This is a genomic window from Pseudomonas sp. 22072 (assembly GCF_052046095.1).
GTDB lineage: Bacteria > Pseudomonadota > Gammaproteobacteria > Pseudomonadales > Pseudomonadaceae > Aquipseudomonas > Aquipseudomonas paracarnis.
Genome location: NZ_JBQEQE010000008.1, coordinates 225969 through 248724 on the forward strand (window position 1 = coordinate 225969; position 22756 = coordinate 248724).

A 22756-nucleotide genomic window follows, 5' to 3' on the forward strand; every position below is an offset into this window, starting at 1 on the left:
GGAATAAACGATGCTGAATTCTAGGCTTTCTTGAGCGCCCAGGCCAGCCGCACGGCATATTTGCCCGGTTTTAGCCTGGTGCGTCTATTCGTCAGTCGCGCCCTTTGGTGGATAACGCTCGGGTATACTGCCGCGTTTTGTGATGCCCCTGCAGGCCCAGCGCCAATCCGGGAAAACTTCGCTTACGGATTATTTTTCGTGAGCGCGGATATTTTCGGCCAGCCTGTATTGAGGGATTTCGGCACCATTTTGGAGTTTTACATGCTCGAGCAGGCTCAACGCGTCCTCAAGGACATCTTCGGCTACGACAGTTTTCGTGGCCGCCAGGGTGCGATCATTGAGCGCGTGGCCAGTGGCGGCGATGCCCTGGTGCTGATGCCTACCGGTGGCGGCAAGTCGCTGTGCTTCCAGGTGCCGGCGCTGTTGCGCAATGGCCTGGCCGTGGTGGTGTCGCCGCTGATCGCGTTGATGGACGACCAGGTCGCCACCCTTGAAGAACTCGGTGTCGCCGCCGCGTCGTTGAACTCCACCCTCAGCGCCGAGCAGCAGCGCGACCTGGCTGCACGCATCAAGCGGGGCGAGGTGAAAATGCTTTACCTTGCGCCGGAGCGCCTGGTGCAGCCACGCATGCTGGCCTTTTTGCAGAGCCTTGAGATCGCTCTGTTCGCCATCGACGAAGCCCACTGTGTGTCGCAATGGGGCCACGATTTCCGCCGCGAATACCTGCAGCTTGGCCAATTGGCAGAACTGTTTCCCGATGTGCCGCGTATCGCCCTGACCGCCACCGCCGACAAGCGCACCCGCGAAGAGATCGTCGAGCGCCTGCATTTGCAGAACGCCGAGCGCTTCCTGTCGAGTTTTGACCGGCCCAATATTTTCTACCGCATCGTGCCCAAGGAGCAGCCGCGCAAGCAGTTGCTGGCGTTCCTGTCCGAGCGGCGCAGTGACGCGGGCATCGTGTATTGCCTTTCGCGCAAGAAAGTCGACGAGGTCGCTGCGTTCCTCTGTGAACAAGGCTACCCGGCGCTGCCTTACCATGCCGGCCTGCCCAATGAAACGCGATCAGCGCACCAGAAACGCTTCCTGAACGAGGAAGGCCTGATCATGGTGGCGACCATTGCCTTTGGCATGGGCATCGACAAATCCAACGTGCGTTTCGTGGCGCACATGGATCTGCCCAAGTCCCTTGAGGCCTATTACCAGGAAACCGGGCGTGCCGGCCGCGATGGCCTGCCGGCGGATGCCTGGATGGTCTACGGCCTGCAAGACGTGGTGATGCTCAAGCAGATGCTGCAGAACTCCGAGGGCGACGAGCGCCACAAGCGCCTGGAGCAGCACAAGCTCGATGCCATGCTTTCGTTGTGCGAAGAGACCCGCTGCCGCCGCCAGACCCTGCTGGCGTATTTTGACGAAGACATGCCTGAGCCCTGCGGCCACTGCGATAACTGCATCGACGGCGTGCAAACCTGGGACGCCACCGAACCGGCGCGCCAGGCGTTGTCGACGATCTATCGCACCGGCCAGCGTTATGGCGTGGGCCATCTGGTGGATGTTCTGCTGGGCAAGGACAACGAAAAAATCCGCAGCTTCGGCCACGAAAAACTCTCGGTGTACGGTGTCGGTAAAGCTCGCGCCGAAGGTGAGTGGCGTTCGCTGTTTCGCCAGATGGTTGCCCGTGGGCTTGTCGACATCGATATCGAAGGCTACGGCGGGCTGCGGCTGAATGACAGTTGCCGGCCGTTGCTCAAGGGCGAAGTGAGCCTGGAACTGCGCCGTGACCTCAAGCCGCAGACCACCGCCAAAAGCAGCAGCACCAGCCAGGCCAGCCAACTGGTGCGGGGTGAAGAGCGCGAACAATGGGAAGCCTTGCGCACCCTGCGGCGCAAACTGGCGCAGGAGCACAGCGTGCCACCCTACGTTATCTTCCCCGACTCCACCCTGCTGGAGATGCTCCGCGAGCAGCCCACCACCATGGCCGAGATGGCCCGGGTCAGCGGTGTGGGCGCGCGTAAACTGGAGCGCTACGGCCAGGCCTTCCTGGAAGTGCTCGGCGGTCAGGCCGAAGCGCCGAAGGAAATCGCCGATATTCGCCACGAACTGATCAGCCTGGCCCGTGCCGGCATGACCCCGATCCAGATCGCAGGCCAACTGCAATGCTCGGAAAAAAACGTGTACACCTTGCTTGCCGAAGCCATCGGCAAGCAGCAATTGTCCCTGGAGCAGGCCCTTGATTTACCTGAGGATTTGCTCGGTGAAATCCAGGACGCCTTTCTCGATGGAGAAGGCGAATTGCCAGCTGTCACCGAAATTGCGCCGTTGTTTACCGGGCGTGTTCCGGAAGGCGTTTTGTACTGCGTACGTGCCGCTTTGCAGTCTGAATTCGAAATTTAGTGTGCCAATTACGACAATGTAACGAATCAGTACATAGCGGGCCTTGCCTATGGGCAGGGCTCATGCTTAGCTGACTAATAATTAGCCATACTTTATTTTCAGTCTTAAACACGAGTTTTTTATGCCGTTAACCGATCAACACCGTTTTGGCATGCAGTTGGCGCAAATGTCGCGAGGTTGGCGCGCCGAACTGGACCGCCGCCTGGCGGGGCTGGGCTTGTCCCAGGCGCGCTGGTTGGTGCTGCTGCACCTGGCCCGTTTTGTCGAAGCACCCACCCAGCGTGAATTGGCCCAAAGTGTTGGCGTGGAAGGGCCCACCCTGGCTCGTCTGCTCGACAGCCTCGAGGGCCAGGGCCTGGTGCAACGCCAGGCCGTAGTAGAAGACCGTCGTGCCAAACGTATCCTGCTGTGCGACACCGCCCAACCGTTGATCGACCAGATCGAAACCATTGCCACGGCGTTGCGCCATGAATTGTTCGTGGGCGTGAATGAAGAAGACCTGCGGGTGTGCATGCGGGTGCATGAGCACATCCTGGCGAACCTGGAAAAGTCCTGATCTGCAAAATGTAGGAGCGAGCTTGCTCGCGAAAAACGCCANTAAACGCGGCGTCTGTGGGTTTTTCGCGAGCAAGCTCGCTCCTACAAAAGTCCTTGGCAATCCTTTCCTAGAACGTCTGGCCCAGGTTCAAGTACACCGCCTTCTGATTATCATCATTGAACCCATAGCTGAAATTCAGCGGCCCCAGTGGTGTATCAAACCCCAGGAAAATACTCGCGGCGTTGATATAGCCGCTGTCGAACTCGTTATCGTTGTTCCACGCCCGGCCCCGTTCCAGGGATGCACCCAGGTACAACGGGAAGTCCAGCGGCAGGTAAGAGCGTGGGGTGAGCCTGCGGAAGTACACCGCGCGCATGAGGCTGATGTTCTGCCCCGAAATCGCATCCTGGCGGAAGCCCGACAATTGCCGTGCGCCCCCCAGCAGGAAGCTGGAAATCACCACATCCGAATTATCCAGTGTGCGACCGTAACGACCGCCCAGTATCAAGGTGTCCGGCCCGTGGCTCATGGCCTTGTCCAGCTTGAATTCCCACTGGCGATAGCGCTGGTCGGAGCCCAAACCGGGTTCGAACTCGCGAAAGGCCAGGCCGATGTCTTCGCCGCTGTGGGGGAAGTACACGTTGTCCAGGGAGTCGAAGGAATATTTGAGTTCATAGAAGCCTTCGCTGAAGCTCACGCTCGGCAGGTCGCGGTCGCCAATGCGCACGTCCGCCTTGCCCCAGGCTTCGCCCACGCCAAAGCGGATCTCGCCGCTGTTGCCGATCTGCCGGCCCACATTCAAACCAAAGCCATAGCGTTCCAGGCGGTATTCGGAGATGGGGTCGTTGTCCAGGATCAGCTCGACATTCTGTGCCTCGGCCCTGATATAGGGGGCCACAAAGTAGCGTGAGCCGGTGTCCATGGGCTGGTAGAACTCGCTGTAGAGCTCCTGCCGGTCACCAATCTGCACCCGTGTGAGCCATTCCGCGCCGAGGCGGTTGATGCCGTTCACACGGTAACTGGCGCCGAGGTTGAAGGCGCTATCACCGCGCATGTCATCCGAGAGGTTCAAGCCCAGTCGCAGGTAGTCGGTGCCGCTGCGCTTGCCGCGTGCGCTGATCACTAGGGTGTTGTCCTGGCCCTTTTTCACTACGCGGTATTGCACCTGCTCGAAGTAATCCAGGCCGTACAGGGTGCCCATGTCCGATTGCAGGCGGCCCAGATTCAAAGGTTCTCCCAGGCCCTGGCGAATGTAGTAGCGGATGACGTCATCGCTGACCTTGGAGTCGTTCTCCACCTGGATCGCGGTGATCACCGGGGTGCGTTCGCCCGGCGTGCGCGCGGCTACCAGGTCGGCGTCGATGGGTTCGGCAGGGCGCAGGTGTGCCAGGCGTACGTCGAGGGCACGGGTGGCGCGGTAGCCAGCGTCGATCATGTCCTTGGCGCGGCCAAAGTCGGTGACGCCATACGCGGCCAGCGGTGGTTGGATCAACACATCCTTGGGGTTCAGGGCCTTGAGCTGCTCTTCGGAGTTGCGCCGGGTCATCAGGGTGATGGACTGGTTGAGCACATCCACCACGGTTGCCAATTGCTTGCGCGAGCGTAGCGGGGTGCCGATGTCGACCACGATGGCGATATCGACGCCCATCTCCCGCGCCACATCCAACGGAATGTTGTCGGTCATGCCGCCATCTACCAGCAGGCGGCCATCCAGCTCCACCGGGGCGAACACCGCGGGGATCGACATGCTGGCGCGTATCACCTGGGGCAGGTGGCCTTTGCTGAACACCACTTTTTCGCCGGTGGTGATGTCGGTGGCCACGGCGCGGAATGGGATCGGCAGCTTGTCGAAATTACGTGTGTTGCTGCTGTGGGCGAACATGCTTTCCAACAGCAGTGCCAGGTTCTGGCCCTGGATCACGCCCAGCGGCAGGCCGAGGCTGCCATCGTCGCGGAAACTGAGTTTTTGTTTGACCAGGAAATCCCGGTCATCCTGTTTGCGCCGAAACGGTACGTCTTCACGTGGTGGCGCGTCGGACAGGGCCTGCTGCCAGTCGATACCCAGCGCCAACTTCTCCAGCTCGTCGATCTTGTAGCCTGACGCGTACAACCCGCCAATCACCGCGCCCATGCTGGTGCCGGCAATCGCATCGATATGAATACCTTGCTCTTCAAGCGCCTTGAGCACACCGATATGCGCCAGGCCACGGGCAGCCCCGCCGGACAGCACCAGGCCGATTTTCGGGCGGGGGGCTTCTACCGCGTCGGCAAGTAGGGGGACAAGGCACAGGAACAGGCAAGACAGCAGGCGGCGCATCATCAATCTCGTGGCTGGGCGACAAAGGCCGCTATTATAGCCACCCGATCCGCTGAGCCTGTTACGCCAGGAGCCGCTTAATGATGTCTGCATGCAAACCCGAGATCGTTATCACCTATTGCACCCAGTGCCAGTGGTTGCTGCGCGCCGCGTGGCTGGCCCAGGAGCTACTCAGCACCTTTGCCGATGACTTGGGGCGCGTGGCACTGGAACCGGCCACCGGCGGGGCCTTTCGCATTACCTGCGATGGCGTGCAGATTTGGGAGCGCAAGGCCGATGGCGGTTTTCCCGAGGCCAAGGTGCTCAAGCAGCGAGTGCGCGACCAGATCGACCCGCAGCGCGACCTCGGGCATAACGACCGTACCGTCTGAAGTCAGGCCGGCGCCGGTTGCTTGGCCTGGCTGGCGCTGCCCATCAGGCCGGAGAGCACGATGGCGACGATGATCAAGGCGCCGCCCAGCAGCATGCGCAGGGTCGGGGTTTCGGCAAACAGCAGCCAGGCCACGGTGATGCCGTAGACGGGCTCCATGGCAAACACCACCGAAGCGGTGCGCGCCTTGATTACGGCGAGGCTGGCGACAAACAGGCTATGGGCCAGGCCGGTACAAAACACCCCCAGCAGCCCGATCCACAGCCAATCTATCCCTCGCACATCCGCCAACCCCGGCGCGGCCACGGGCAGCAGGAGCGCGGCGACCACGACGTTCTGGCACAGCGCGGCCTGTACCGCAGGAATGCGCCCGGAACTGGCGCGATTATTCAGCGACAACAACGAGAACAACAGGCCCGAGACGATGCCCCACAGCAGGCCGCCCGTGGCTTCGCTGGCGAGGTTGAAATCCGGGGTCACAAGCACCAGGCCAACGGTGACCAGCACCACCAGCAGCACTTCATTGGCCCGAATACGCTCGCGGAAAATCAGCCCCTCAAGGATCACCGTAAAGGCCGGAAAGGCGGTGAACCCCAAGGTCGCCACGGCCACGCCGGCGACTTTGACGGCGATAAAGAACGTCACCCAATGGGCAGCCAACAACACGCCGCTGACCAGCAGCCGGCGCCAGTCACGCATCTCCAGTTTTTTCCAGGGAGCGTTGCTGGCAAAGCGCGCAAAGACCGCCAGCGCCAGCACGGCAAACGCCGCCCGGCCAAATACGATGATGGCGGGGGAGGCCGCCGCCAGCTTGCCGAACACGCCGGTGAGGCCAAACATCAATGCGCCGATATGCAGGGCGCCGAGGGCTGAGCGGGGAGTCATTGCGATCCTTGATCCAACAGGGGGGTGACAGCCTCGCAGTCTAGAGGGTTGGCGGGTGGGCGTCTGTCGCGGGTGGGGTGATTTTTAGCGCAAGACTCTTGCTAGCCCGCTCGACGCAATGCACCGGGCGAGGCGCCAAACGCCCGAAGCATGGCCGCGCAAAATGCACTTTGCGAGGCGTAGCCGACGCGCTCGGCAATCTCGCCGATGGGTAGGGAGGTTTCGCGTAAAAGCCTGAGCGCCAAGTGCAAGCGGCGACTGCGTAGATAGTCCATCGGCGTTTGCCCGCACTCCGCCATGAACCGCGCATGCAGGCGCGGCACGGACAAATCGGCAATCCGCGCCAGGTCGGCCACCTGGAGCGGACGCGCCGCATGGCGCTCGATATGGCTATTGAACGCGGCATAAGGCAGACGCCGGCCAGGCAGCGGTTGAGCTTGAGGGTGGTTGAGGCTGGCCAGTAACAACACAGCGCCTTGCTGGACGATCAGTGGGTCGTGCACCGGGCTCTGTGCCAGCCACTGCACCAACTGGTGTTGCCGGGCATCCAACACGAGGCGCGCGGGTTGGTCGAGCAAGCGGCGGCTGGCGTCGGCATGTTCGCCCAAGGATTGCACCACCCAGTGCTCAGTCGGTACATCCAGCACCAGGCAGCGGCTGCCATCGCGGCTGATGCAGGCGTGGTGGGTGGAGAAGGGCAGCACCATCACGCTGCTTTCGCGCACCTGGCTGCCACGGCCATCGACTTCCAGGTCCAGGTGCCCGGAAAGGCCGAACACCAACTGCGCATGGTCATGGCTGTGGGCAATGGGCGCTTCGAGGTAGTGGCGTAGCGTGAGGGTCGGGCTCATCGCGGTCTCCAGGGCGGCAAGCCGTCAGTCTACAACGCTTGGCGGGCCGCAGGCGCTGTCATCAGACTGACGCACGCTTGTCATGGGCTATTAATCGCCAAGGCGCAAGCTCGCCAAAACAGCGTCGAGGGATACCCATGACCCGTGCCGAGTTCACCAAGCCCAGCCGCAAGCAACGGGTGCGAACCCTGTGGATTTCCGACGTGCACCTGGGCACTCGGGATTGCCAGGCCGAACACCTGTCGCACTTTCTCAAGGGCTACCATGCCGACAAGGTCTACCTGGTCGGTGACATCATCGACGGTTGGAAACTGCGCGGCGGCATGTATTGGCCTCAAGCCCACACCAACGTGATCCGCCGCTTGCTGACCATGGCCAAGCGTGGCACCGAGGTGATCTATGTCACCGGCAACCATGACGAGTTCCTGCGTCGCTATTCCAAGCTGATCCTGGGCAATATCCAATTGGTCGATGAGGCTGTGCACGTCACCGCCGATGGCCGCCATTTGCTGGTGATTCATGGCGACCAGTTTGATGTGATCACGCGCTATCACCGCTGGCTCGCTTTCCTCGGCGACTCGGCCTACGAGTTCACCCTGACGCTGAACCGCTGGCTGAACCACTGGCGTGCGCGGTATGGCTACGGTTATTGGTCGCTGTCGGCGTACCTGAAACACAAGGTCAAGACGGCGGTGAGTTTTATCAGCGATTTCGAAGAGGCGATTGCCCACGAGGTGACCAAGCGGGAATTGCACGGGGTGGTGTGCGGGCATATTCACCATGCCGAGATTCGCAAGGTGGGCGAGGTGGATTACCTCAACTGCGGGGATTGGGTGGAGTCGTGCACGGCCTTGATCGAGCACTGGGATGGGCATATCGAGTTGTATCGGTTGGCGGATGCGCAGGCCAAAGAGGCACTGCTAAAGGCTGAAATGGTCGCTGGCTGAACCTGTGGCGAGGGAGCTTGCTCCCGTGACGGCCTGACAGCCGACGCTGATCTACCTGACACCCCACGATTCAAATGTGGGAGCGGGCTTGCCCGCGATGGCGGCGGGTCAGGCAATTAATCTGCAACTGAACCACCGCCATCGCAGGCAAGCCAGCTCCCACACGTAATCCTGTTTCTTCAGTTGGAAACGTCGGCGATGGCTTGAGCCAGCAACGTCAAGCGCGTCGCATCAACCCCAGCCACGTTAGCCCGCCCCGAACTGACCATATACACACTGTGCTTCTCGCGCAGTTGCTTGACCTGCTCGGCACTCAAGCCGGTATAGGAAAACATCCCACGTTGCGCGCCGATATGTGCGAATTTCTCGGCCAGGCCATGGGGCGCAAGCGCTTCCACCAATCCGGAGCGTAACTGAGCGATCCGCGAACGCATGGCCTCGACTTCCTCGCTCCACTGCTTTTTCAACTGTGCATCACCGAGGATGGTCGCCACCACGGCGGCACCGTGATCCGGCGGTGTCGACCACAGGTTGCGAGCGATATTCGCCAGTTGGCTACGCACATCGGTGAGCTTTTCAGCATCCGCCGCACACACGATCAATGCACCCACGCGGTCGCGATACAGGCCGAAGTTCTTCGAGCAGGAGCTGGTGATCAGCACTTCCGGCAGCTCGGCGGCAAACAGGCGCACCGCCCAGGCGTCCTGCTCCAGGCCATCGCCAAAGCCCTGGTAGGCGAAGTCGATCAGCGGCAGCAACTGGCGTTCACGCACGATCTGTAAGACCTGGCGCCAGTCATCCTGGGACAGGTCAAAGCCGGTCGGGTTATGGCAGCACGCGTGCAGCAATACCACGTCGCCCTTGGGCACGCTGGACAGGGTTGCCAGCATCGCCGTCACATCCAGGCGGTTGTCGCTGCCCACGTAAGGGTAATGACTGACCTTGAGCCCGGCCTTGGCAAAAATGGTTTCGTGGATCGGCCAGGTCGGGTTGCTCAGCCACACGCCACGGCCCGGCAGGCTGTGGGCGATAAAGTCGGCGCTCAAGCGCAGGGCACCGGTGCCGCCTGGGGTTTGCGTGGCGCCAGCACGGCGGTCGCGCAGCAAGGCTGAGTCGGCGCCGAGCACCAGTTCGCTGATCAGGCTGCCGAAGGCTGCATCGCCATGGCCACCGATATAGGTTTTGGTCACTTGAGTGTCGACCAGGCGCTGTTCCGCCAGCTTCACCGAGTGAGGAATCGGCGTGAGGCCTTGGTCGTCCTTATAGACACCTACGCCCAGGTCGAACTTGTTCGGGTTGGCATCCTGGGCATACAGGTCCATCAGCCCTAGGATCGGGTCGCCGGGCACGCGGTCGATGGCATCGAAATGCATTACTTGCGGCCCTCGGCGGTCTTGGCCACTTCGTCGGTGCGCGCGGCCATGATGAAGTCGTTGCGGTGCAGGCCCTTGATGGAGTGGCTCCACCAGGTCACGGTGACTTTGCCCCACTCGGTGAGCAGGCCTGGGTGATGGCCTTCGGCTTCGGAGATTTCACCCATGGCGTTGGTGAAGGCCAGGGCGAATTTGAAGTTCTTGAACAGGAAAACCTTTTCCAGCTGCATCACGCCGTCGCGCACTTCGATGTTCCAGTCAGGGATCTGCTTGATCAGCACCGGCAGTTCTTCATCGCTGACTTGCGGGGCATCGGCGCGGCAGGCTTCGCAGTGGGCTTGGTTCAAGGTGGTCATGGAAGGTGTCCTGAATTCGAATGATTGAAGGTCAGTGGCGTTACCCTAAAGCAACGCGGGGCCAGGGAACAGACTCACCTGGCCTTAAAACGCAAGGTTCACGCGGCTTTGGGCTTGGGTGGGAATTTCGGTGCGTGCAGACCCAACTGCATACCGCGCTCCACCATGCCCATGATGTCCTCCTGCGCCACGTCGAACAGCCGCTTGAGTTCGGGCAAGACGAAGTACAACGGCTGCAGGATGTCGATGCGATAGGGGGTGCGCATCGCTTCCAACGGATCAAAGGCCTGGTGCTCAGGCTCGTCCGACAGGCAATACACACTTTCTTTAGGCGACGACAGAATGCCGCCACCGTAGATACGCCGGCCCTGGGGCGTGTCCACCAGGCCGAACTCGATAGTCATCCAGTACAGGCGCGCCAGGTACACCCGTTGCTCCTTGGTGGCCGCCAGGCCGAGCTTGCCGTAGGTGTGGGTGAATTCAGCGAACCAGGGGTTGGTCAGGAGCGGGCAGTGGCCAAAGATCTCGTGAAAAATATCCGGCTCTTGCAGGTAGTCCAATTCTTCACGGGTGCGAATAAAAGTCGCCACCGGAAACTGCTTGCTGGCCAGTAATTCAAAAAAGGTCTGGAAAGGGATCAGCGCCGGCACGCGGGCGACTTGCCAGCCGGTGGTGTCGGCCAGCACCTTGTTGATTTCGCCCAACTGGGGAATGCGGTCCAGAGGCAGGCCGAGCTTATCGATACCGTCCAGGTATTCCTGGCAGGCGCGGCCCTCGATCACTTTCAATTGGCGAGTGATCAGGGTGTTCCACACCGCATGTTCTTCTGGCGGGTAGTGGATAAAACCTTGCGCATCGGGCTCGCGGGCCACGTAGTGCGTCTGCTTCATACGGCTCTCCTGCTAGGCATTCGTTCTTGTTATGTCCTGGGATGCTCCTATTGATAACCGGATAGGCGCCGGTTTCCATCAGCCTTAACGGACTAGCGTAGGAAAAATTACCGATTATCGTAAAGTATTCGTTACGGTAGGCCCGCTCGTCGCAGCCATGGGCTGGGAAAAGTCACCGCGCTGTCACATAATCTTGACGACTATCTGCGCCCAGCGACAAAAAGCCGCGGCGCCTACTCCCTTTTCGAGTCTTTCCATGCGTATCAAAGTGCACTGCCAAAACCGCATCGGCATCCTGCGGGACATCCTCAACCTGCTGGTGGAGTACGGCGTCAACGTCGCCAAGGGCGAAGTCGGCGGCGAGCACGGCAATGCCATCTACCTGTTCTGCCCCAACCTGGTGAACATGCAGTTCCAGGCGTTGCGCCCGCAGTTCGAGGCGATTGCCGGAGTATTCGGGGTCAAGCGGGTAGGACTGATGCCCAGCGAGCGGCGGCATATGGAACTCAACGCATTGCTCGGCGCCCTGGAATTCCCGGTGCTGTCCATTGATATGGGCGGCTCCATCGTGGCCGCCAACCGTGCGGCGGCGCAGTTGCTTGGCGTACGGGTAGATGAAGTGCCGGGGATTCCCCTGTCGCGTTATGCCGAGGATTTTGACCTGCCGGAACTGGTGCGCGCCAGCAAGTCACGAATCAATGGCCTGCGGGTCAAGGTCAAGGGTGACGTATTTCTGGCGGACATCGCGCCCCTGCAATCCTCCGAGCACGACGACAGCGAAGCCATGGCCGGCGCCGTGCTCACCCTGCACCGTGCCGACCGGGTCGGTGAGCGTATCTATAACGTGCGCAAGCAAGAGCTGCGCGGTTTCGACAGCATCTTCCAGAGCTCCAAGGTCATGGCCGCAGTGGTGCGTGAAGCGCGGCGCATGGCGCCGCTGGATGCGCCGCTATTAATAGAAGGCGAAACCGGCACCGGCAAGGAGCTGTTGGCCCGGGCCTGCCACTTGGCCAGCCCGCGCGGGCAGTCGCCGTTGATGGCGCTCAACTGCGCGGGGTTGCCCGAGTCGATGGCCGAGACCGAACTGTTTGGTTATGGCCCCGGCGCATTTGAAGGGGCGCGGGCGGAAGGTAAGTTGGGCCTGCTTGAGCTGACGGCGGGCGGTACCTTGTTTCTGGATGGCGTGGGAGAAATGAGCGCGCGCTTGCAGGTCAAGCTGCTGCGCTTTCTGCAGGACGGTTGTTTTCGCCGGGTGGGCAGTGATGAAGAGGTGTACCTGGACGTGCGGGTGATCTGCGCGACCCAGGTAGATTTGTCGGAACTCTGCGCCCGGGGTGAGTTTCGTCAGGACCTTTATCATCGGCTGAATGTGCTGTCGTTGCATATCCCGCCGTTGCGCGAATGCCTGGATGGCCTCGCGCCGTTGGTCGAGCACTTTCTCGACCAGGCCAGCCGGCAGATCGGTTGCCCACTGCCCAAGCTGGCACCTGCGGCCATGGACAAGCTCAGCCACTACCACTGGCCGGGCAACGTGCGGCAGCTGGAAAACGTGCTGTTCCAGGCGGTGTCGTTGTGTGAGGGCGGTACGGTCAAGGTTGAGCATATTCGCTTGCCCGATTACGGCGTGCGCCAGCCGCTGGGTGATTTTTCCCTGGAGGGCAGCCTGGAGGATATCGTCGGGCGCTTTGAGAAGGCGGTGTTGGAAAGCCTGTACGCCGAACACCCGAGCAGTCGCCAGTTGGGCAAGCGCCTGGGGGTGTCGCACACCACCATTGCCAACAAACTGCGTGATTACGAAGTGCTCAAGGCCGATAAATAGTTCGCTGATTCAACGCGGCCAAAAATGTGGGAGCGGGNTCATTCAACATATCAGTGACTGAGCCACCGCATTCGCGAGCAAGCCCGCTCCCACATTTGATCTTTGTCGTTTTCCAGGCCGGTGTTTGCCGCAGGCGGCAGTAGTCCGCCGTTTTTTCGACTGTTTCTCCCTTCACTTCTTTCAGCTACTCCACGAAACCCCTGCCCCGCCTGGACTTTAGCCTCTTTTAAAAAGTTGGTTCGCAAATTGCTTAAGCCTCCTCAGTACAGCGGTGGGCGGCAAGCGTCCGTCAGAAAGAGGATAGAGCGTGGACAAGTACCTTTATGTGGCAATGACCGGCGCCAGCCAGAATGCACTGGCGCAGAAGGCCCATGCCAACAATCTGGCGAACATTTCCACCAACGGCTTCCAGCGCGACCTGGAACAGGCGCGTTCGATGCCGGTGTTCGGTGACAGCTTTCCGGCGCGGGCGTTTGCCATGACCGAACGTCCGGCTACCGACTTTTCACCGGGCGCGATGATCGAGACCGGCCGCGACCTGGACGTAGCCGTCAGCGGCGACGGCTGGATGGCGGTGCAGACCCCCGATGGCGGCGAAGCCTACGTGCGCAGCGCCAGCATGAACGTGGATGCCCTGGGTGTGCTGCGTGCCGGCAACGGTATGCCGATCATGGGCAACGGTGGCCCGATCGCCGTGCCGCCCCAGCAGAAAATCGAAGTGGGTTCGGACGGCACTATCAGCATCCGTGCCATGGGCGAAGGTCCGCGGGTGATGGCGGAAGTGGACCGTATCAAGATGGTCCAGCCTGACCTCAAGAACATGACCAAGGGCCTGGACGGCACCATCCACACCAAGGATGGCCAACCGGCCCAGGCCGACGCGAACGTGCGGCTGACCTCGGGTTTCCTGCAGGCGAGCAACGTCAATGCCGTGGAAGAAATGACCGCAGTGCTGGCGCTGGCCAAGCAGTTCGAGCTGCACATCAAGATGATGAACAGCGCAAAAGAAGACGACCAGGCCATGACGCGCGTCATGCAGATGAGCTGATCCAAGCCCATTAACTAATTTGCAATGCAGCGCCAACCATCCGGCGCACGAAGGAGAACAGCATGCTTCCGGCTCTATGGGTTGCCAAGACAGGCCTGTCCGCCCAGGACACCAACCTGACGACCATTTCCAACAACCTGGCAAACGTGTCGACCACGGGCTTCAAACGTGACCGCGCCGAGTTCCAGGACTTGCTCTATCAGATCAAGAAGCAACCGGGCGCCCAATCGACCCAGGACAGCGAACTGCCGTCGGGCCTGCAACTGGGTACCGGTGTGCAGATCGTCGGCACCCAGAAAAACTTCAGCGCCGGCAACCTGCAGCAAACCGGCCAGCCCCTGGACATGGCGATCAACGGCCGGGGCTTTTTTCAAGTGCTGCAACCGGATGGCACCACTTCTTACACCCGTGACGGCACCTTCCACCTGGACTCCAACGGCCAGATCGTGACCGCCAACGGTTTCGCCCTGGAGCCTGCTGTCGTGGTGCCGCCCGACGCCAAGACCTTCACCGTCGGCAACGACGGCACCGTGTCCATCACCGTCGCTGGCAACCCAGCGTCCCAGGTGATCGGCAACCTGCAAACCGCCGACTTCATCAACCCGGCCGGCCTGCAGGCCATGGGCAACAACCTGTTCCTGGAAACCGCCTCCAGTGGCGCGCCGCAAATCGGCACCCCTGGCTTGAACGGCTTCGGCACCACGCTGCAAAGCACCCTGGAAACCTCCAACGTCAGCACCGTTGAGGAGATGGTCAACATGATCACCACCCAGCGCGCCTACGAGATGAACTCCAAGGTGATTTCCACCGCCGACCAGATGCTTTCGTTCGTTACGCAGAATCTGTAATCAAGTCTATGGGGCGCCCTTGAGGGTGCCTGCAACACCGTGAGGTTAGGGTCATGAATCGCTATGTTTGTGTGTTGGCATTGAGTGGGATCGCCTTGCTTGCGGGCTGTGTCGCCCCCACGCCAAAGCCCAATGACCCGTACTACGCGCCGGTGTTGCCACGCACACCGTTGCCGGCGGCGGCCAACAATGGCTCGATCTACCAGGCCGGTTTCGAGCAGAACCTGTACAGCGACCGCAAGGCGTTCCGGGTCGGTGACATCATCACCATCACCCTGAACGAGAAGACCCAGGCCAGCAAGAACGCCAACTCGCAGATCGGCAAGAACAGCAAGACCAGCATCGGCCTGACCTCGCTGTTCGGCGGCGGCCTGAACACCAACAACCCGCTGGGCGGTGGTGACCTGAGCCTGGACGCCGGCTACAGCGGCGACCGCGCCACCAACGGCAAGAGCGCGGCCGGGCAGGGCAACAGCCTGACCGGCTCGATCACCGTGACCGTCGCCGATGTATTGCCCAACGGCATCATTGCCGTGCGCGGTGAAAAGTGGATGACCCTCAACACCGGCGACGAGCTGGTGCGCATCGCCGGCATGGTCCGCGCCGATGACATCTCCACCGATAACACCGTGCCGTCGACGCGCATTGCCGATGCACGCATTACCTACTCGGGCACCGGTTCGTTTGCCGATGCGAGCCAGCCGGGCTGGTTCGACCGCTTCTTCCTCAGCCCGCTGTTCCCTTTCTAGGTGGCCATTTTGAAGTTCAAACAGCTGATGGCGATGGCGCTTTTGCTGGCCTTGAGTGCTGTGGCCCAGGCCGAGCGCCTGAAGGACATCGCCAGTATTTCCGGCGTGCGCTCCAACCAGTTGATCGGCTATGGCCTGGTCGTGGGGCTCAACGGCACGGGTGACCAGACCACCCAGACGCCGTTCACCCTGCAAACCTTCAATAACATGCTCTCCCAGTTCGGCATCAAGGTGCCGCCAGGCTCGGGCAACGTGCAGTTGAAGAACGTCGCGGCGGTGTCGATCAGCGCCGATCTGCCCGCGTTCGCCAAGCCGGGGCAGGTGGTGGATATCACCGTGTCGTCCATGGGTAACTCCAAGAGCCTGCGGGGCGGCACCTTGCTGATGACGCCGCTCAAAGGTATCGACGGCAACGTCTACGCCATCGCCCAGGGCAACTTGGTGGTCGGCGGTTTTGACGCCGAAGGCCGCGACGGCTCGAAGATCACCGTCAACGTGCCGTCGGCCGGGCGTATCCCCGGTGGCGCCACGGTTGAACGCACCGTGCCGAGTGGTTTCAACCAGGGCAACAGCCTGACCCTGAACCTCAACCGCTCCGACTTCACCACCGCCAAGCGCGTGGTCGACAAGATCAACGACATGCTCGGCCCTGGCGTGGCCCAGGCCATCGACGGCGGCTCGGTTCGCGTCACTGCGCCTCTGGACCCAAGCCAGCGCGTGGACTACCTGTCGATTCTGGAAAACCTTGAAGTGGACCCAGGCCAGGCCGTGGCGAAAGTCATCATCAACTCGCGCACCGGCACCATCGTGATCGGCCAGAACGTCAAGGTCTCGCCAGCGGCGGTAACCCACGGCAGCCTGACGGTGACCATCACCGAAGACCCGATCGTCAGCCAGCCTGGGCCGTTGTCCGGTGGCCAGACTGCCGTGGTCCCACGCTCGCGGGTCAATGCCCAGCAAGAAGCCAAGCCGATGTTCAAGTTCGGCCCCGGCACCACCCTGGACGAGATTGTCCGTGCGGTGAACCAGGTGGGCGCTGCGCCCGGCGACTTGATGGCGATCCTCGAAGCTTTGAAGCAGGCCGGCGCGTTGCAAGCCGACCTGATCGTGATCTGAGGCCATGGCCATGGATATGCGCAAGAGCGGTATCAGCAGCACGGCGGACTCGGGGTCTTACTCCGACCTGAATCGGCTTAACCAGCTCAAGGTCGGTGACGACAAAAACAGCGAAGGCAACCTGCGCAAAGTGGCGCAGGAATTCGAGTCGCTGTTTTTGAACGAGATGCTCAAGTCCATGCGTTCGGCCACCGAGGCCCTGGGCAAGGACAACCCGCTGAACACCCCGGCCGCCAAGCAATACCAGGAAATGTACGACCAGCAACTGGCGGTGTCGATGTCCCGCGAAGGTGGCGGTATCGGCCTGGCCGATGTGCTGATGCGCCAGATGCAGAAGAACAAGCCGGTGGAGGCTCAGGCTGCCACCTTGCAAGGCCCGGCGGCGGATGCGCCGGTGAAGAAAGTCGATGTGCCGACCGAGATTGCCGCCGGTACCCAGGCCGAAGGCCCGTTGGGCCGCTCCAATGGCCAGCGGCCTTTGTGGGCGTATCGCGTGGCCGTGCCTGAGGGCGCCAGCACCCATGCCAACGACATGGAACTGATGAACCAGCGTCGTATCGCCTTGCCCAGCAAGCTGGCCGACCGCCTGCTGGCGGGTATCGTGCCGAACGCTCCGGTCGAAGCCAAATCCGCGCCCCTGCGTAACAGCGCTGCCGACGACACGGTCATCAACAGCAGCACGCGTAGCTTTGCCGTGCCGAGCGGGCGCATGCAGGTGTATGGCCGCGCCATTGCCCAGCCACCGCTGGCGCCGGCCAAGAAAGCCTTCAGCTCCCAGGATGAATTTGTCGCCACCATGTTGCCGATGGCCAAGGCCGCTGCCGCACGGATTGGTATCGACCCCAAGTACCTGGTGGCCCAGGCGGCACTGGAAACCGGTTGGGGCAAATCAGTCATGCGCGCCGAGGACGGCAGCAGCAGCCACAACCTGTTTGGCATCAAGGCCGGGCAGAGCTGGCAGGGCGGTCAGGCCCGGGCGATCACCAGCGAGTTTCGCGATGGGGCGATGGTCAAGGAAACGGCGCAATTCCGTTCCTACAGCTCCTACCAAGACAGCTTCCACGACCTCGTGACCCTGCTGCAAAGCCATGATCGCTATAAAGAAGTTGTGAAATCAGCCGACAACCCGGAACAGTTTGTACGCGAGTTGCAAAAAGCCGGTTATGCAACCGACCCGGATTACGCCAGCAAGATTTCGCAGATCGCAAAAAACATGAACAGTTACCAGAACTACGCTGCCGCTGGCGCAACCACACATTTATAAGGTCTGAACCATGAGTTTGCTCAGTATCGGGATGTCAGGGCTCAATGCCGCTCAAGGATCGTTGTCGGTCTTGAGTAATAACATCGCCAACGCCAACACCTCGGGTTATTCGCGCCAGCAGACCACGCAGAATGCGAGTGCCAACAACCCGTACGGCGGTGTGTACATTGGCAGCGGCACCACGCTGGCGGATGTGCGTCGGGTCTATAACGAGTTCCTGGACGCGGCCTACCAGAACAGCACGGCGCTCAATAACGATGCCAAGGCTTATTCCAGCCAGGCCAGCGCTATCGACAAGACTTTGTCGGACAAGACAACCGGCATGTCTTCGGTGCTCAGCGCGTTTTTTGCCGCTGTGCAGACCTCCGCGGCCAACCCCAGCGACGTGTCTGCCCGGCAAGTGCTGCTGACCAGCGCCCAGACCCTGAGTAACCGTTTCAACGCCATCTCCAGCCAATTGACTCAACAGAAAGAGTCGATCAATGGCCAGTTGAGCACCATGAGTGACCAGGTCAACCAGTTGACCTCCTCGATTGCTTCGCTCAACAAGCAGATCACCCAGGCCCAGGGCTCAAGCAACAGCGCCCCGGCCAACCTGCTGGATGCCCGTAACGAGGCGGTGCGCTCGCTCAATGAACTGGTGGGTGTGACCACCAGTGAACAGAATGGTGTGTTCAGCGTCAGCACCGGCACGGGCCAATCCCTGGTATTGGGCGACCGGTCCAACACCCTCTCGGCAGTGCCGAGCGCTAGCGACCCAAGCCAGTACACCATTGCGCTCAATGCCGGCGGCGGTACGGCGATCGACTTGGGCAACGTGCTCAGTGGGGGCAGCATCGGCGGCCTGTTGCGTTATCGCAGTGATGCCCTGATGCCGGCCATCAATGACTTGGGGCGTATTGCCCTGGCGACAGCCGATACCATCAACAGCCAACTGGGGCAGGGCCTGGACTTGAACGGTGACTTCGGCTCATCGCTGTTCAAGGACATCAACAGCGCGGCGGCCATCGCCCAGCGCAGTCAGGGCGCGCTGGGCAACAGCACCGGCTCCGGCAATTTGAATGTGACCATTGCGGACACCAGCAAGCTGTCGACCTACGACTACAAAGTGACCTTTACCAGCGGCAACAACTACACGTTGGTGCGTTCCGACGGCAAGGCCATGGGCGCGTTCGACACCAATACCGCGCCACCGCCGGTGATCGATGGGTTCACCCTGGCGTTGGATGGCAAGGGGCCGATGGCGGCGGGCGATAGTTTCAAAGTCAGCCCTACCGCCAGCGGTGCGACCAACATCGGCACGACTTTGACGGACGCCAATAAAATCGCGTTCGCCGGGCCATTGCTGGGCGAGGGCAGCAAGACCAACCAGGGTACCGGCACCTTTACACCGCCGACCCTGACCCTGCCTATCGATATTCATGGCGGCGCCGACACCGCGCAACTGCGTACCGGCATTGAGCACTCGATGCCAGTGAAGATGGTATTCGGCAAGCCGGCCGCCGACGGCACCCAGGGCTACACGCTCAACGATGCCCAGGGCAACCCGATTGGCACCGGCACCATCGTGCCGGGCCAAGGCAACAAAATCACGGTCGATGTACCGATGCGGGATGCCAACGGCACGCTGCTGGTGCCGGCCAAAAGCTTCAAGTTCGATACCACGGTCGCCGGGTCGCCCGCCGCTGGCGACAGCACCACGTTTTCCTTCAACGCCTCGGGCAAGTCGGATAACCGTAACGCCCAGGCGTTGCTCGACCTGCAAACCAAAGCTACCGTCGGCCTGTCCGATGGCAGTGGCGGCGGAGTGAGCCTGGTGGCGGCCAACAGTCGCCTGGTGTCGACCGTCGGGGCCAAGGCCGCGTCGGCCAATACCGACACCACGGCCACGGGCGCCTTGCTCAAGGCCAACCAGGATGCGCGCAACTCCGTGTCCCAGGTCAACCTCGATGAAGAGGCGGGCGACATGATCAAATTCCAGCAGTACTACACCGCCTCGTCGCAGATCATCAAGGCTGCGCAAGAAACCTTCAGCACGCTGATCAATAGTCTTTAAGGGAGTCTGGGACGATGCGTATTTCCACTGCACAGTATTTTGAAACCAGTGCCGCCAAGTACACGGACAACTATTCCAGCGTGGTGAAGGCCCAGGAGCAGGCCAGTTCCGGTGTGCGCGTGCAGACCGCAGCGGATGACCCGGTGGCGGCGGCGAGGTTGTTGTTGCTGCAACAGCAGAAGGACATGCTCGGGCAGTTCAACGGCAATATCACCAGTTTGAAGAACTCGTTGACCAACGAGGAAAGCGTATTGGGGGCAATCAACGAGGCGCTGCAGGCGGCCAGTACCTTGGCCATTGAAGCGGGCGGTTCGCGCAGCGATGCCGACCGCAAGTCGATTGCCGGCCAGATCGGTGCGCTTGAAGACCAGGTGCTGGGCTTGCTTAACAGCAAGGATTCCTCGGGCAACTATCTGTTTTCCGGCTCCAAGACCTCGACGCCGCCCTATAGCCGTAACAGCGACGGCACCTACACCTATCAGGGTGATGAAACGCCGCTGAGCCTGCAGGTTTCCGATTCCCTGAGAGTCAGTGCCGGTGACACCGGCAAGAGCATCATGGACGGTGCCGTTAACTCGGGCCGCACCCAGGCGACCTGGATCGCACCTGCAATCGTGCCGCCGGCGACGGCGCCAGTGCCTAATGATCATAAAGTCTCTGTGTCGGCCGGCCTGGTGACTTCAGGCTCGGACTACACGAATAAATTCGCCGATGGCGAGCCTTACAAGCTGACCTTTACCAGCAGCACCCAGTACAAGGTCTCCGACAAGAACGGCAATGACGTCACGTCGGAAATCTCTGGCAACGGCACCTTTGACTCCACCAAGGAAGGCGGCTCCACCGTGAGCCTGCGCGGCGTGAATTTTGATATTGCGGTGGATCTCAAGGATATGGCGACGGGGCCGGATGCCGATGCGCTGGTCAAGGACCGTTCGTTCAGCCTGGCTGCCAAGCCCGACACCTTCAGTGTTTCGCGCACGCCCAGTAATGCCTCCACTGCGCAGCTGACGAATGCGCAGGTGAGCAACCCGGCCACCTATGCCAGTACGTTCCCGGCTAACAGCGGGGCGGTGATCAAGTTCACCAGTGGCACGGCGTATGAAGTCTATGCCCAGCCCTACAGTGCCGACAGCAAAGCGATCGCCACCGGCGACACCGGTGGCGGTACGACCGTGACGGCAGCAGGCGTGACCTTTGATGTCAGCGGCACACCGCAAGCCGGCGATCAGTTTGCGGTCGCTGCCAGCACTGCCAAGACCCAGAATGCGCTGGATACCCTGAGCCAACTGCGCAAGGCGCTGGAGCAACCGGCCGACGGCAACCCGGCTGCGATGGTCAAGCTCAAGGATGCGCTCGACGCTTCCATCAGTAATTTTGCCAATTCACGGGCCCAGGTCGACAACGTGCGCGGTTCCATCGGGGCCCGCGAAGCTGCACTGGATATCCAGTCGGCGGAAAACATCAGTATCGGCACTGCAAACAAAAGCACCATGAGCGATCTGGCGAACATTGACATGGGCGAAGCGGCGATCAACCTCACGTTGCAGCAAACCATGTTGCAGGCCTCGCAACTGGCGTTCGTTAAAATCTCCCAACTGAACCTGTTCAGTCGCATGTAATCGTCGCAATGAACAACGGCCTCCCCTGGCGACAGGGGAGGCCGTTGTCGTTTCTGGCCTGGAAATGTTGCCGGTTTTTGCACAAAGCGCGCAAAATTGAGTGACCTGTGAGTCATAAAGCGCATCTTCACTGTATCGTGTGAAAAGGATAAGTCGTCACAGGGCCTTTATCGGGCGGCTTTCAGCGAGATTTTCATGGGGTTATCCCCTTTATTGTCAGCACTCCCGGCGTAGTCCGAGGGGTGTTCTCCAGCTATTTAGTATTGGGAAGCCACAATGATTGGCATAAAAAGCATCGCCAGTTACGTGCCGGCAGACGGGATCGATAACTACGCCCAGGGTGCCAAATTCGCCAAGGATGAAGAGTTCATCATCGGCAAGATCGGTTCGGCGTTCCTGCCGCGCAAGGAAGCTGCACAGGAGACTTCCGACCTGTGCGTCGAAGCAGTCAATGCATTGTTTGCCAACAACCCGGATTTGAAGCGCGAGTCCATCGACGCGCTGATCGTCGTCACCCAGAACGGCGATGAAGAGGGCTTGCCCCACACCGCCGCCATCGTCCAGGACAAATTGGGCCTGCCGACTCACGTTGCCGCTTTCGATATTTCCCTGGGCTGCTCCGGCTACGTGTACGGCATCTACGCGATGAAAGGCTTCATGGAAGCCGCCGGCCTGAAAAACGGCCTGCTGATCACCGCCGACCCGTATTCCAAGATCGTCGACCCGGAAGACCGCAACACCACCATGCTGTTCGGTGATGCCGCCACCGCCACCTGGATGGGCGAGGACGCGCCGTGGTTGCTGGGCAAATCCAAGTTCGGTACCGACGGTTCCGGCGCGCCGCACTTGAAGGTCAGCGATGGTGTGTTCTTCATGAACGGCCGCCAGGTGTTCAACTTCGCCTTGCTCAAGGTGCCGGCACACTTGCACGAGCTGCTCAATGAGTCGGACCTCAAGGCAGATGACATTGATGCGTTCTGCATTCACCAGGGCAGCGCGGCCATCGTCGACGCCGTGGCGCGTCGCTTTGAAGAAGCGCCGGTGGACAAGTTCATCAAGGACATGGTCGAGACCGGCAATACTGTGTCATCGAGCATTCCGTTGCTGCTGGAAAAGCACGTGATGGACGCCGCCTGGAAGCGCGTGGCAATCAGCGGTTTTGGTGTGGGGCTGTCGTGGGGCTCGGCGATTCTCTATCGTCCGTGATGCTTTAGCGGCTTCATGAAAAACGCCGATGATCGAATGATCATCGGCGTTTTTTTTGCGCCCCCTTTTAGGAGCGAGCTTGCTCGCGAAGAACCTGAGGGCGCCGCGTGCAT

19 protein-coding genes are annotated in these 22756 nt (G+C 60.9%); 13 read left to right on the plus strand and 6 right to left on the minus strand.

The window, feature by feature from the left end:
• Nucleotides 1-261: 261 nt before the first annotated feature.
• Nucleotides 262-2391 carry a DNA helicase RecQ gene (gene recQ, locus ACTJLA_RS11395; protein ID WP_014719373.1) on the plus strand — a complete coding sequence of 710 codons (2130 nt, stop codon included), beginning with the start codon at nucleotides 262-264 and terminating at the stop codon, nucleotides 2389-2391.
• 121 nt (nucleotides 2392-2512) lie between these two features.
• The gene (locus ACTJLA_RS11400; RefSeq protein WP_003193007.1) at nucleotides 2513-2947 is read left to right on the plus strand and encodes a MarR family transcriptional regulator; all 435 of its coding nucleotides are present in this window, start codon (nucleotides 2513-2515) and stop codon (nucleotides 2945-2947) included.
• Nucleotides 2948-3056: 109 nt separating this feature from the next.
• On the opposite strand, the gene ACTJLA_RS11405 is transcribed toward ACTJLA_RS11400, so the two are convergent.
• Nucleotides 3057-5246: a patatin-like phospholipase family protein gene (locus tag ACTJLA_RS11405; RefSeq protein ID WP_034126768.1), complete on the minus strand. Its 2190-nt coding sequence runs from the start codon at nucleotides 5244-5246 to the stop codon at nucleotides 3057-3059.
• An 83-nt stretch (nucleotides 5247-5329) separates the two neighbouring features.
• Here ACTJLA_RS11405 and ACTJLA_RS11410 point away from each other — a divergent pair, with 83 nt between their 5' ends.
• Nucleotides 5330-5617, plus strand: a complete 288-nt coding sequence (locus ACTJLA_RS11410) for a SelT/SelW/SelH family protein (RefSeq protein WP_014719371.1) — start codon at nucleotides 5330-5332, stop codon at nucleotides 5615-5617.
• Between the two features lie 2 nt (nucleotides 5618-5619).
• On the opposite strand, the gene ACTJLA_RS11415 is transcribed toward ACTJLA_RS11410, so the two are convergent.
• Nucleotides 5620-6501, minus strand: a complete 882-nt coding sequence (locus tag ACTJLA_RS11415; protein ID WP_034126769.1) for a DMT family transporter — start codon at nucleotides 6499-6501, stop codon at nucleotides 5620-5622.
• Nucleotides 6502-6602: 101 nt separating this feature from the next.
• Complete coding sequence (locus ACTJLA_RS11420) at nucleotides 6603-7352, minus strand: helix-turn-helix domain-containing protein (RefSeq protein ID WP_054920192.1); 750 nt, start codon at nucleotides 7350-7352, stop codon at nucleotides 6603-6605.
• Nucleotides 7353-7489: 137 nt separating this feature from the next.
• On the opposite strand from ACTJLA_RS11420, the gene ACTJLA_RS11425 reads away from it, so the two are divergent.
• Nucleotides 7490-8299 carry a UDP-2,3-diacylglucosamine diphosphatase gene (locus ACTJLA_RS11425; RefSeq protein WP_014719368.1) on the plus strand — a complete coding sequence of 270 codons (810 nt, stop codon included), beginning with the start codon at nucleotides 7490-7492 and terminating at the stop codon, nucleotides 8297-8299.
• A gap of 179 nt (nucleotides 8300-8478) precedes the next feature.
• Here ACTJLA_RS11425 and ACTJLA_RS11430 read toward each other — a convergent pair whose 3' ends face one another.
• The 3 genes from ACTJLA_RS11430 to phhA form a co-directional block, all read right to left on the minus strand.
• Nucleotides 8479-9672, minus strand: coding sequence for an amino acid aminotransferase (locus tag ACTJLA_RS11430; RefSeq protein ID WP_054920190.1), 1194 nt, complete (start codon nucleotides 9670-9672; stop codon nucleotides 8479-8481).
• A complete protein-coding gene (locus ACTJLA_RS11435) occupies nucleotides 9672-10028 on the minus strand; it encodes a 4a-hydroxytetrahydrobiopterin dehydratase (protein ID WP_003192995.1) in 357 nt (118 codons plus the stop codon). The genes ACTJLA_RS11430 and ACTJLA_RS11435 overlap by 1 nt, the downstream gene beginning before the upstream one ends.
• 98 nt (nucleotides 10029-10126) lie before the next feature.
• The gene (phhA, locus tag ACTJLA_RS11440; RefSeq protein ID WP_003192992.1) at nucleotides 10127-10918 is read right to left on the minus strand and encodes a phenylalanine 4-monooxygenase; all 792 of its coding nucleotides are present in this window, start codon (nucleotides 10916-10918) and stop codon (nucleotides 10127-10129) included.
• Nucleotides 10919-11174: 256 nt separating this feature from the next.
• Between phhA and ACTJLA_RS11445 the strand changes: the two genes are divergently transcribed.
• From ACTJLA_RS11445 to ACTJLA_RS11485, 9 genes are all read left to right on the plus strand, one after another.
• Nucleotides 11175-12737 carry a sigma-54-dependent transcriptional regulator gene (locus tag ACTJLA_RS11445; RefSeq protein WP_089041942.1) on the plus strand — a complete coding sequence of 521 codons (1563 nt, stop codon included), beginning with the start codon at nucleotides 11175-11177 and terminating at the stop codon, nucleotides 12735-12737.
• Between the two features lie 307 nt (nucleotides 12738-13044).
• Nucleotides 13045-13785 (plus strand): flagellar basal body rod protein FlgF, encoded by a 741-nt coding sequence (locus tag ACTJLA_RS11450; protein ID WP_003192988.1) that lies wholly within the window; start codon nucleotides 13045-13047, stop codon nucleotides 13783-13785.
• 62 nt (nucleotides 13786-13847) lie between these two features.
• Nucleotides 13848-14633, plus strand: coding sequence for a flagellar basal-body rod protein FlgG (flgG, locus tag ACTJLA_RS11455; RefSeq protein ID WP_003192986.1), 786 nt, complete (start codon nucleotides 13848-13850; stop codon nucleotides 14631-14633).
• 53 nt (nucleotides 14634-14686) lie between these two features.
• Entirely contained in the window at nucleotides 14687-15382 is a 696-nt protein-coding gene (flgH, locus tag ACTJLA_RS11460; RefSeq protein WP_197880654.1) for a flagellar basal body L-ring protein FlgH, read from the plus strand.
• A 6-nt stretch (nucleotides 15383-15388) separates the two neighbouring features.
• Nucleotides 15389-16498 (plus strand): flagellar basal body P-ring protein FlgI, encoded by a 1110-nt coding sequence (locus tag ACTJLA_RS11465; RefSeq protein ID WP_161793221.1) that lies wholly within the window; start codon nucleotides 15389-15391, stop codon nucleotides 16496-16498.
• 4 nt (nucleotides 16499-16502) lie between these two features.
• Entirely contained in the window at nucleotides 16503-17762 is a 1260-nt protein-coding gene (gene flgJ, locus ACTJLA_RS11470) for a flagellar assembly peptidoglycan hydrolase FlgJ (RefSeq protein ID WP_054898649.1), read from the plus strand.
• A gap of 10 nt (nucleotides 17763-17772) precedes the next feature.
• A complete protein-coding gene (gene flgK / locus ACTJLA_RS11475; protein WP_314547143.1) occupies nucleotides 17773-19818 on the plus strand; it encodes a flagellar hook-associated protein FlgK in 2046 nt (681 codons plus the stop codon).
• Nucleotides 19819-19832: 14 nt separating this feature from the next.
• Nucleotides 19833-21437, plus strand: coding sequence for a flagellar hook-associated protein 3 (locus ACTJLA_RS11480; RefSeq protein WP_314547145.1), 1605 nt, complete (start codon nucleotides 19833-19835; stop codon nucleotides 21435-21437).
• A gap of 276 nt (nucleotides 21438-21713) precedes the next feature.
• Entirely contained in the window at nucleotides 21714-22643 is a 930-nt protein-coding gene (locus tag ACTJLA_RS11485; protein WP_054898647.1) for a ketoacyl-ACP synthase III, read from the plus strand.
• Nucleotides 22644-22756 lie beyond the last annotated feature (113 nt).

Bases quoted from the DNA above. Each gene is read 5' to 3' on its own strand.
- flgG (WP_003192986.1), top strand. From the start codon at position 13,848: ATGCTTCCGGCTCTATGGGTTGCCAAGACAGGCCTGTCCGCCCAGGAC.
- ACTJLA_RS11480 (WP_314547145.1), top strand. From the start codon at position 19,833: ATGCGTATTTCCACTGCACAGTATTTTGAAACCAGTGCCGCCAAGTAC.
- ACTJLA_RS11405 (WP_034126768.1), bottom strand. From the start codon at position 5,246: ATGCGCCGCCTGCTGTCTTGCCTGTTCCTGTGCCTTGTCCCCCTACTT.
- ACTJLA_RS11420 (WP_054920192.1), bottom strand. From the start codon at position 7,352: ATGAGCCCGACCCTCACGCTACGCCACTACCTCGAAGCGCCCATTGCC.
- ACTJLA_RS11400 (WP_003193007.1), top strand. From the start codon at position 2,513: ATGCCGTTAACCGATCAACACCGTTTTGGCATGCAGTTGGCGCAAATG.
- ACTJLA_RS11435 (WP_003192995.1), bottom strand. From the start codon at position 10,028: ATGACCACCTTGAACCAAGCCCACTGCGAAGCCTGCCGCGCCGATGCC.
- flgK (WP_314547143.1), top strand. From the start codon at position 17,773: ATGAGTTTGCTCAGTATCGGGATGTCAGGGCTCAATGCCGCTCAAGGA.
- ACTJLA_RS11485 (WP_054898647.1), top strand. From the start codon at position 21,714: ATGATTGGCATAAAAAGCATCGCCAGTTACGTGCCGGCAGACGGGATC.
- recQ (WP_014719373.1), top strand. From the start codon at position 262: ATGCTCGAGCAGGCTCAACGCGTCCTCAAGGACATCTTCGGCTACGAC.
- phhA (WP_003192992.1), bottom strand. From the start codon at position 10,918: ATGAAGCAGACGCACTACGTGGCCCGCGAGCCCGATGCGCAAGGTTTT.
- ACTJLA_RS11425 (WP_014719368.1), top strand. From the start codon at position 7,490: ATGACCCGTGCCGAGTTCACCAAGCCCAGCCGCAAGCAACGGGTGCGA.
- flgJ (WP_054898649.1), top strand. From the start codon at position 16,503: ATGGCCATGGATATGCGCAAGAGCGGTATCAGCAGCACGGCGGACTCG.
- ACTJLA_RS11445 (WP_089041942.1), top strand. From the start codon at position 11,175: ATGCGTATCAAAGTGCACTGCCAAAACCGCATCGGCATCCTGCGGGAC.
- ACTJLA_RS11410 (WP_014719371.1), top strand. From the start codon at position 5,330: ATGTCTGCATGCAAACCCGAGATCGTTATCACCTATTGCACCCAGTGC.
- ACTJLA_RS11430 (WP_054920190.1), bottom strand. From the start codon at position 9,672: ATGCATTTCGATGCCATCGACCGCGTGCCCGGCGACCCGATCCTAGGG.
- flgH (WP_197880654.1), top strand. From the start codon at position 14,687: ATGAATCGCTATGTTTGTGTGTTGGCATTGAGTGGGATCGCCTTGCTT.
- ACTJLA_RS11415 (WP_034126769.1), bottom strand. From the start codon at position 6,501: ATGACTCCCCGCTCAGCCCTCGGCGCCCTGCATATCGGCGCATTGATG.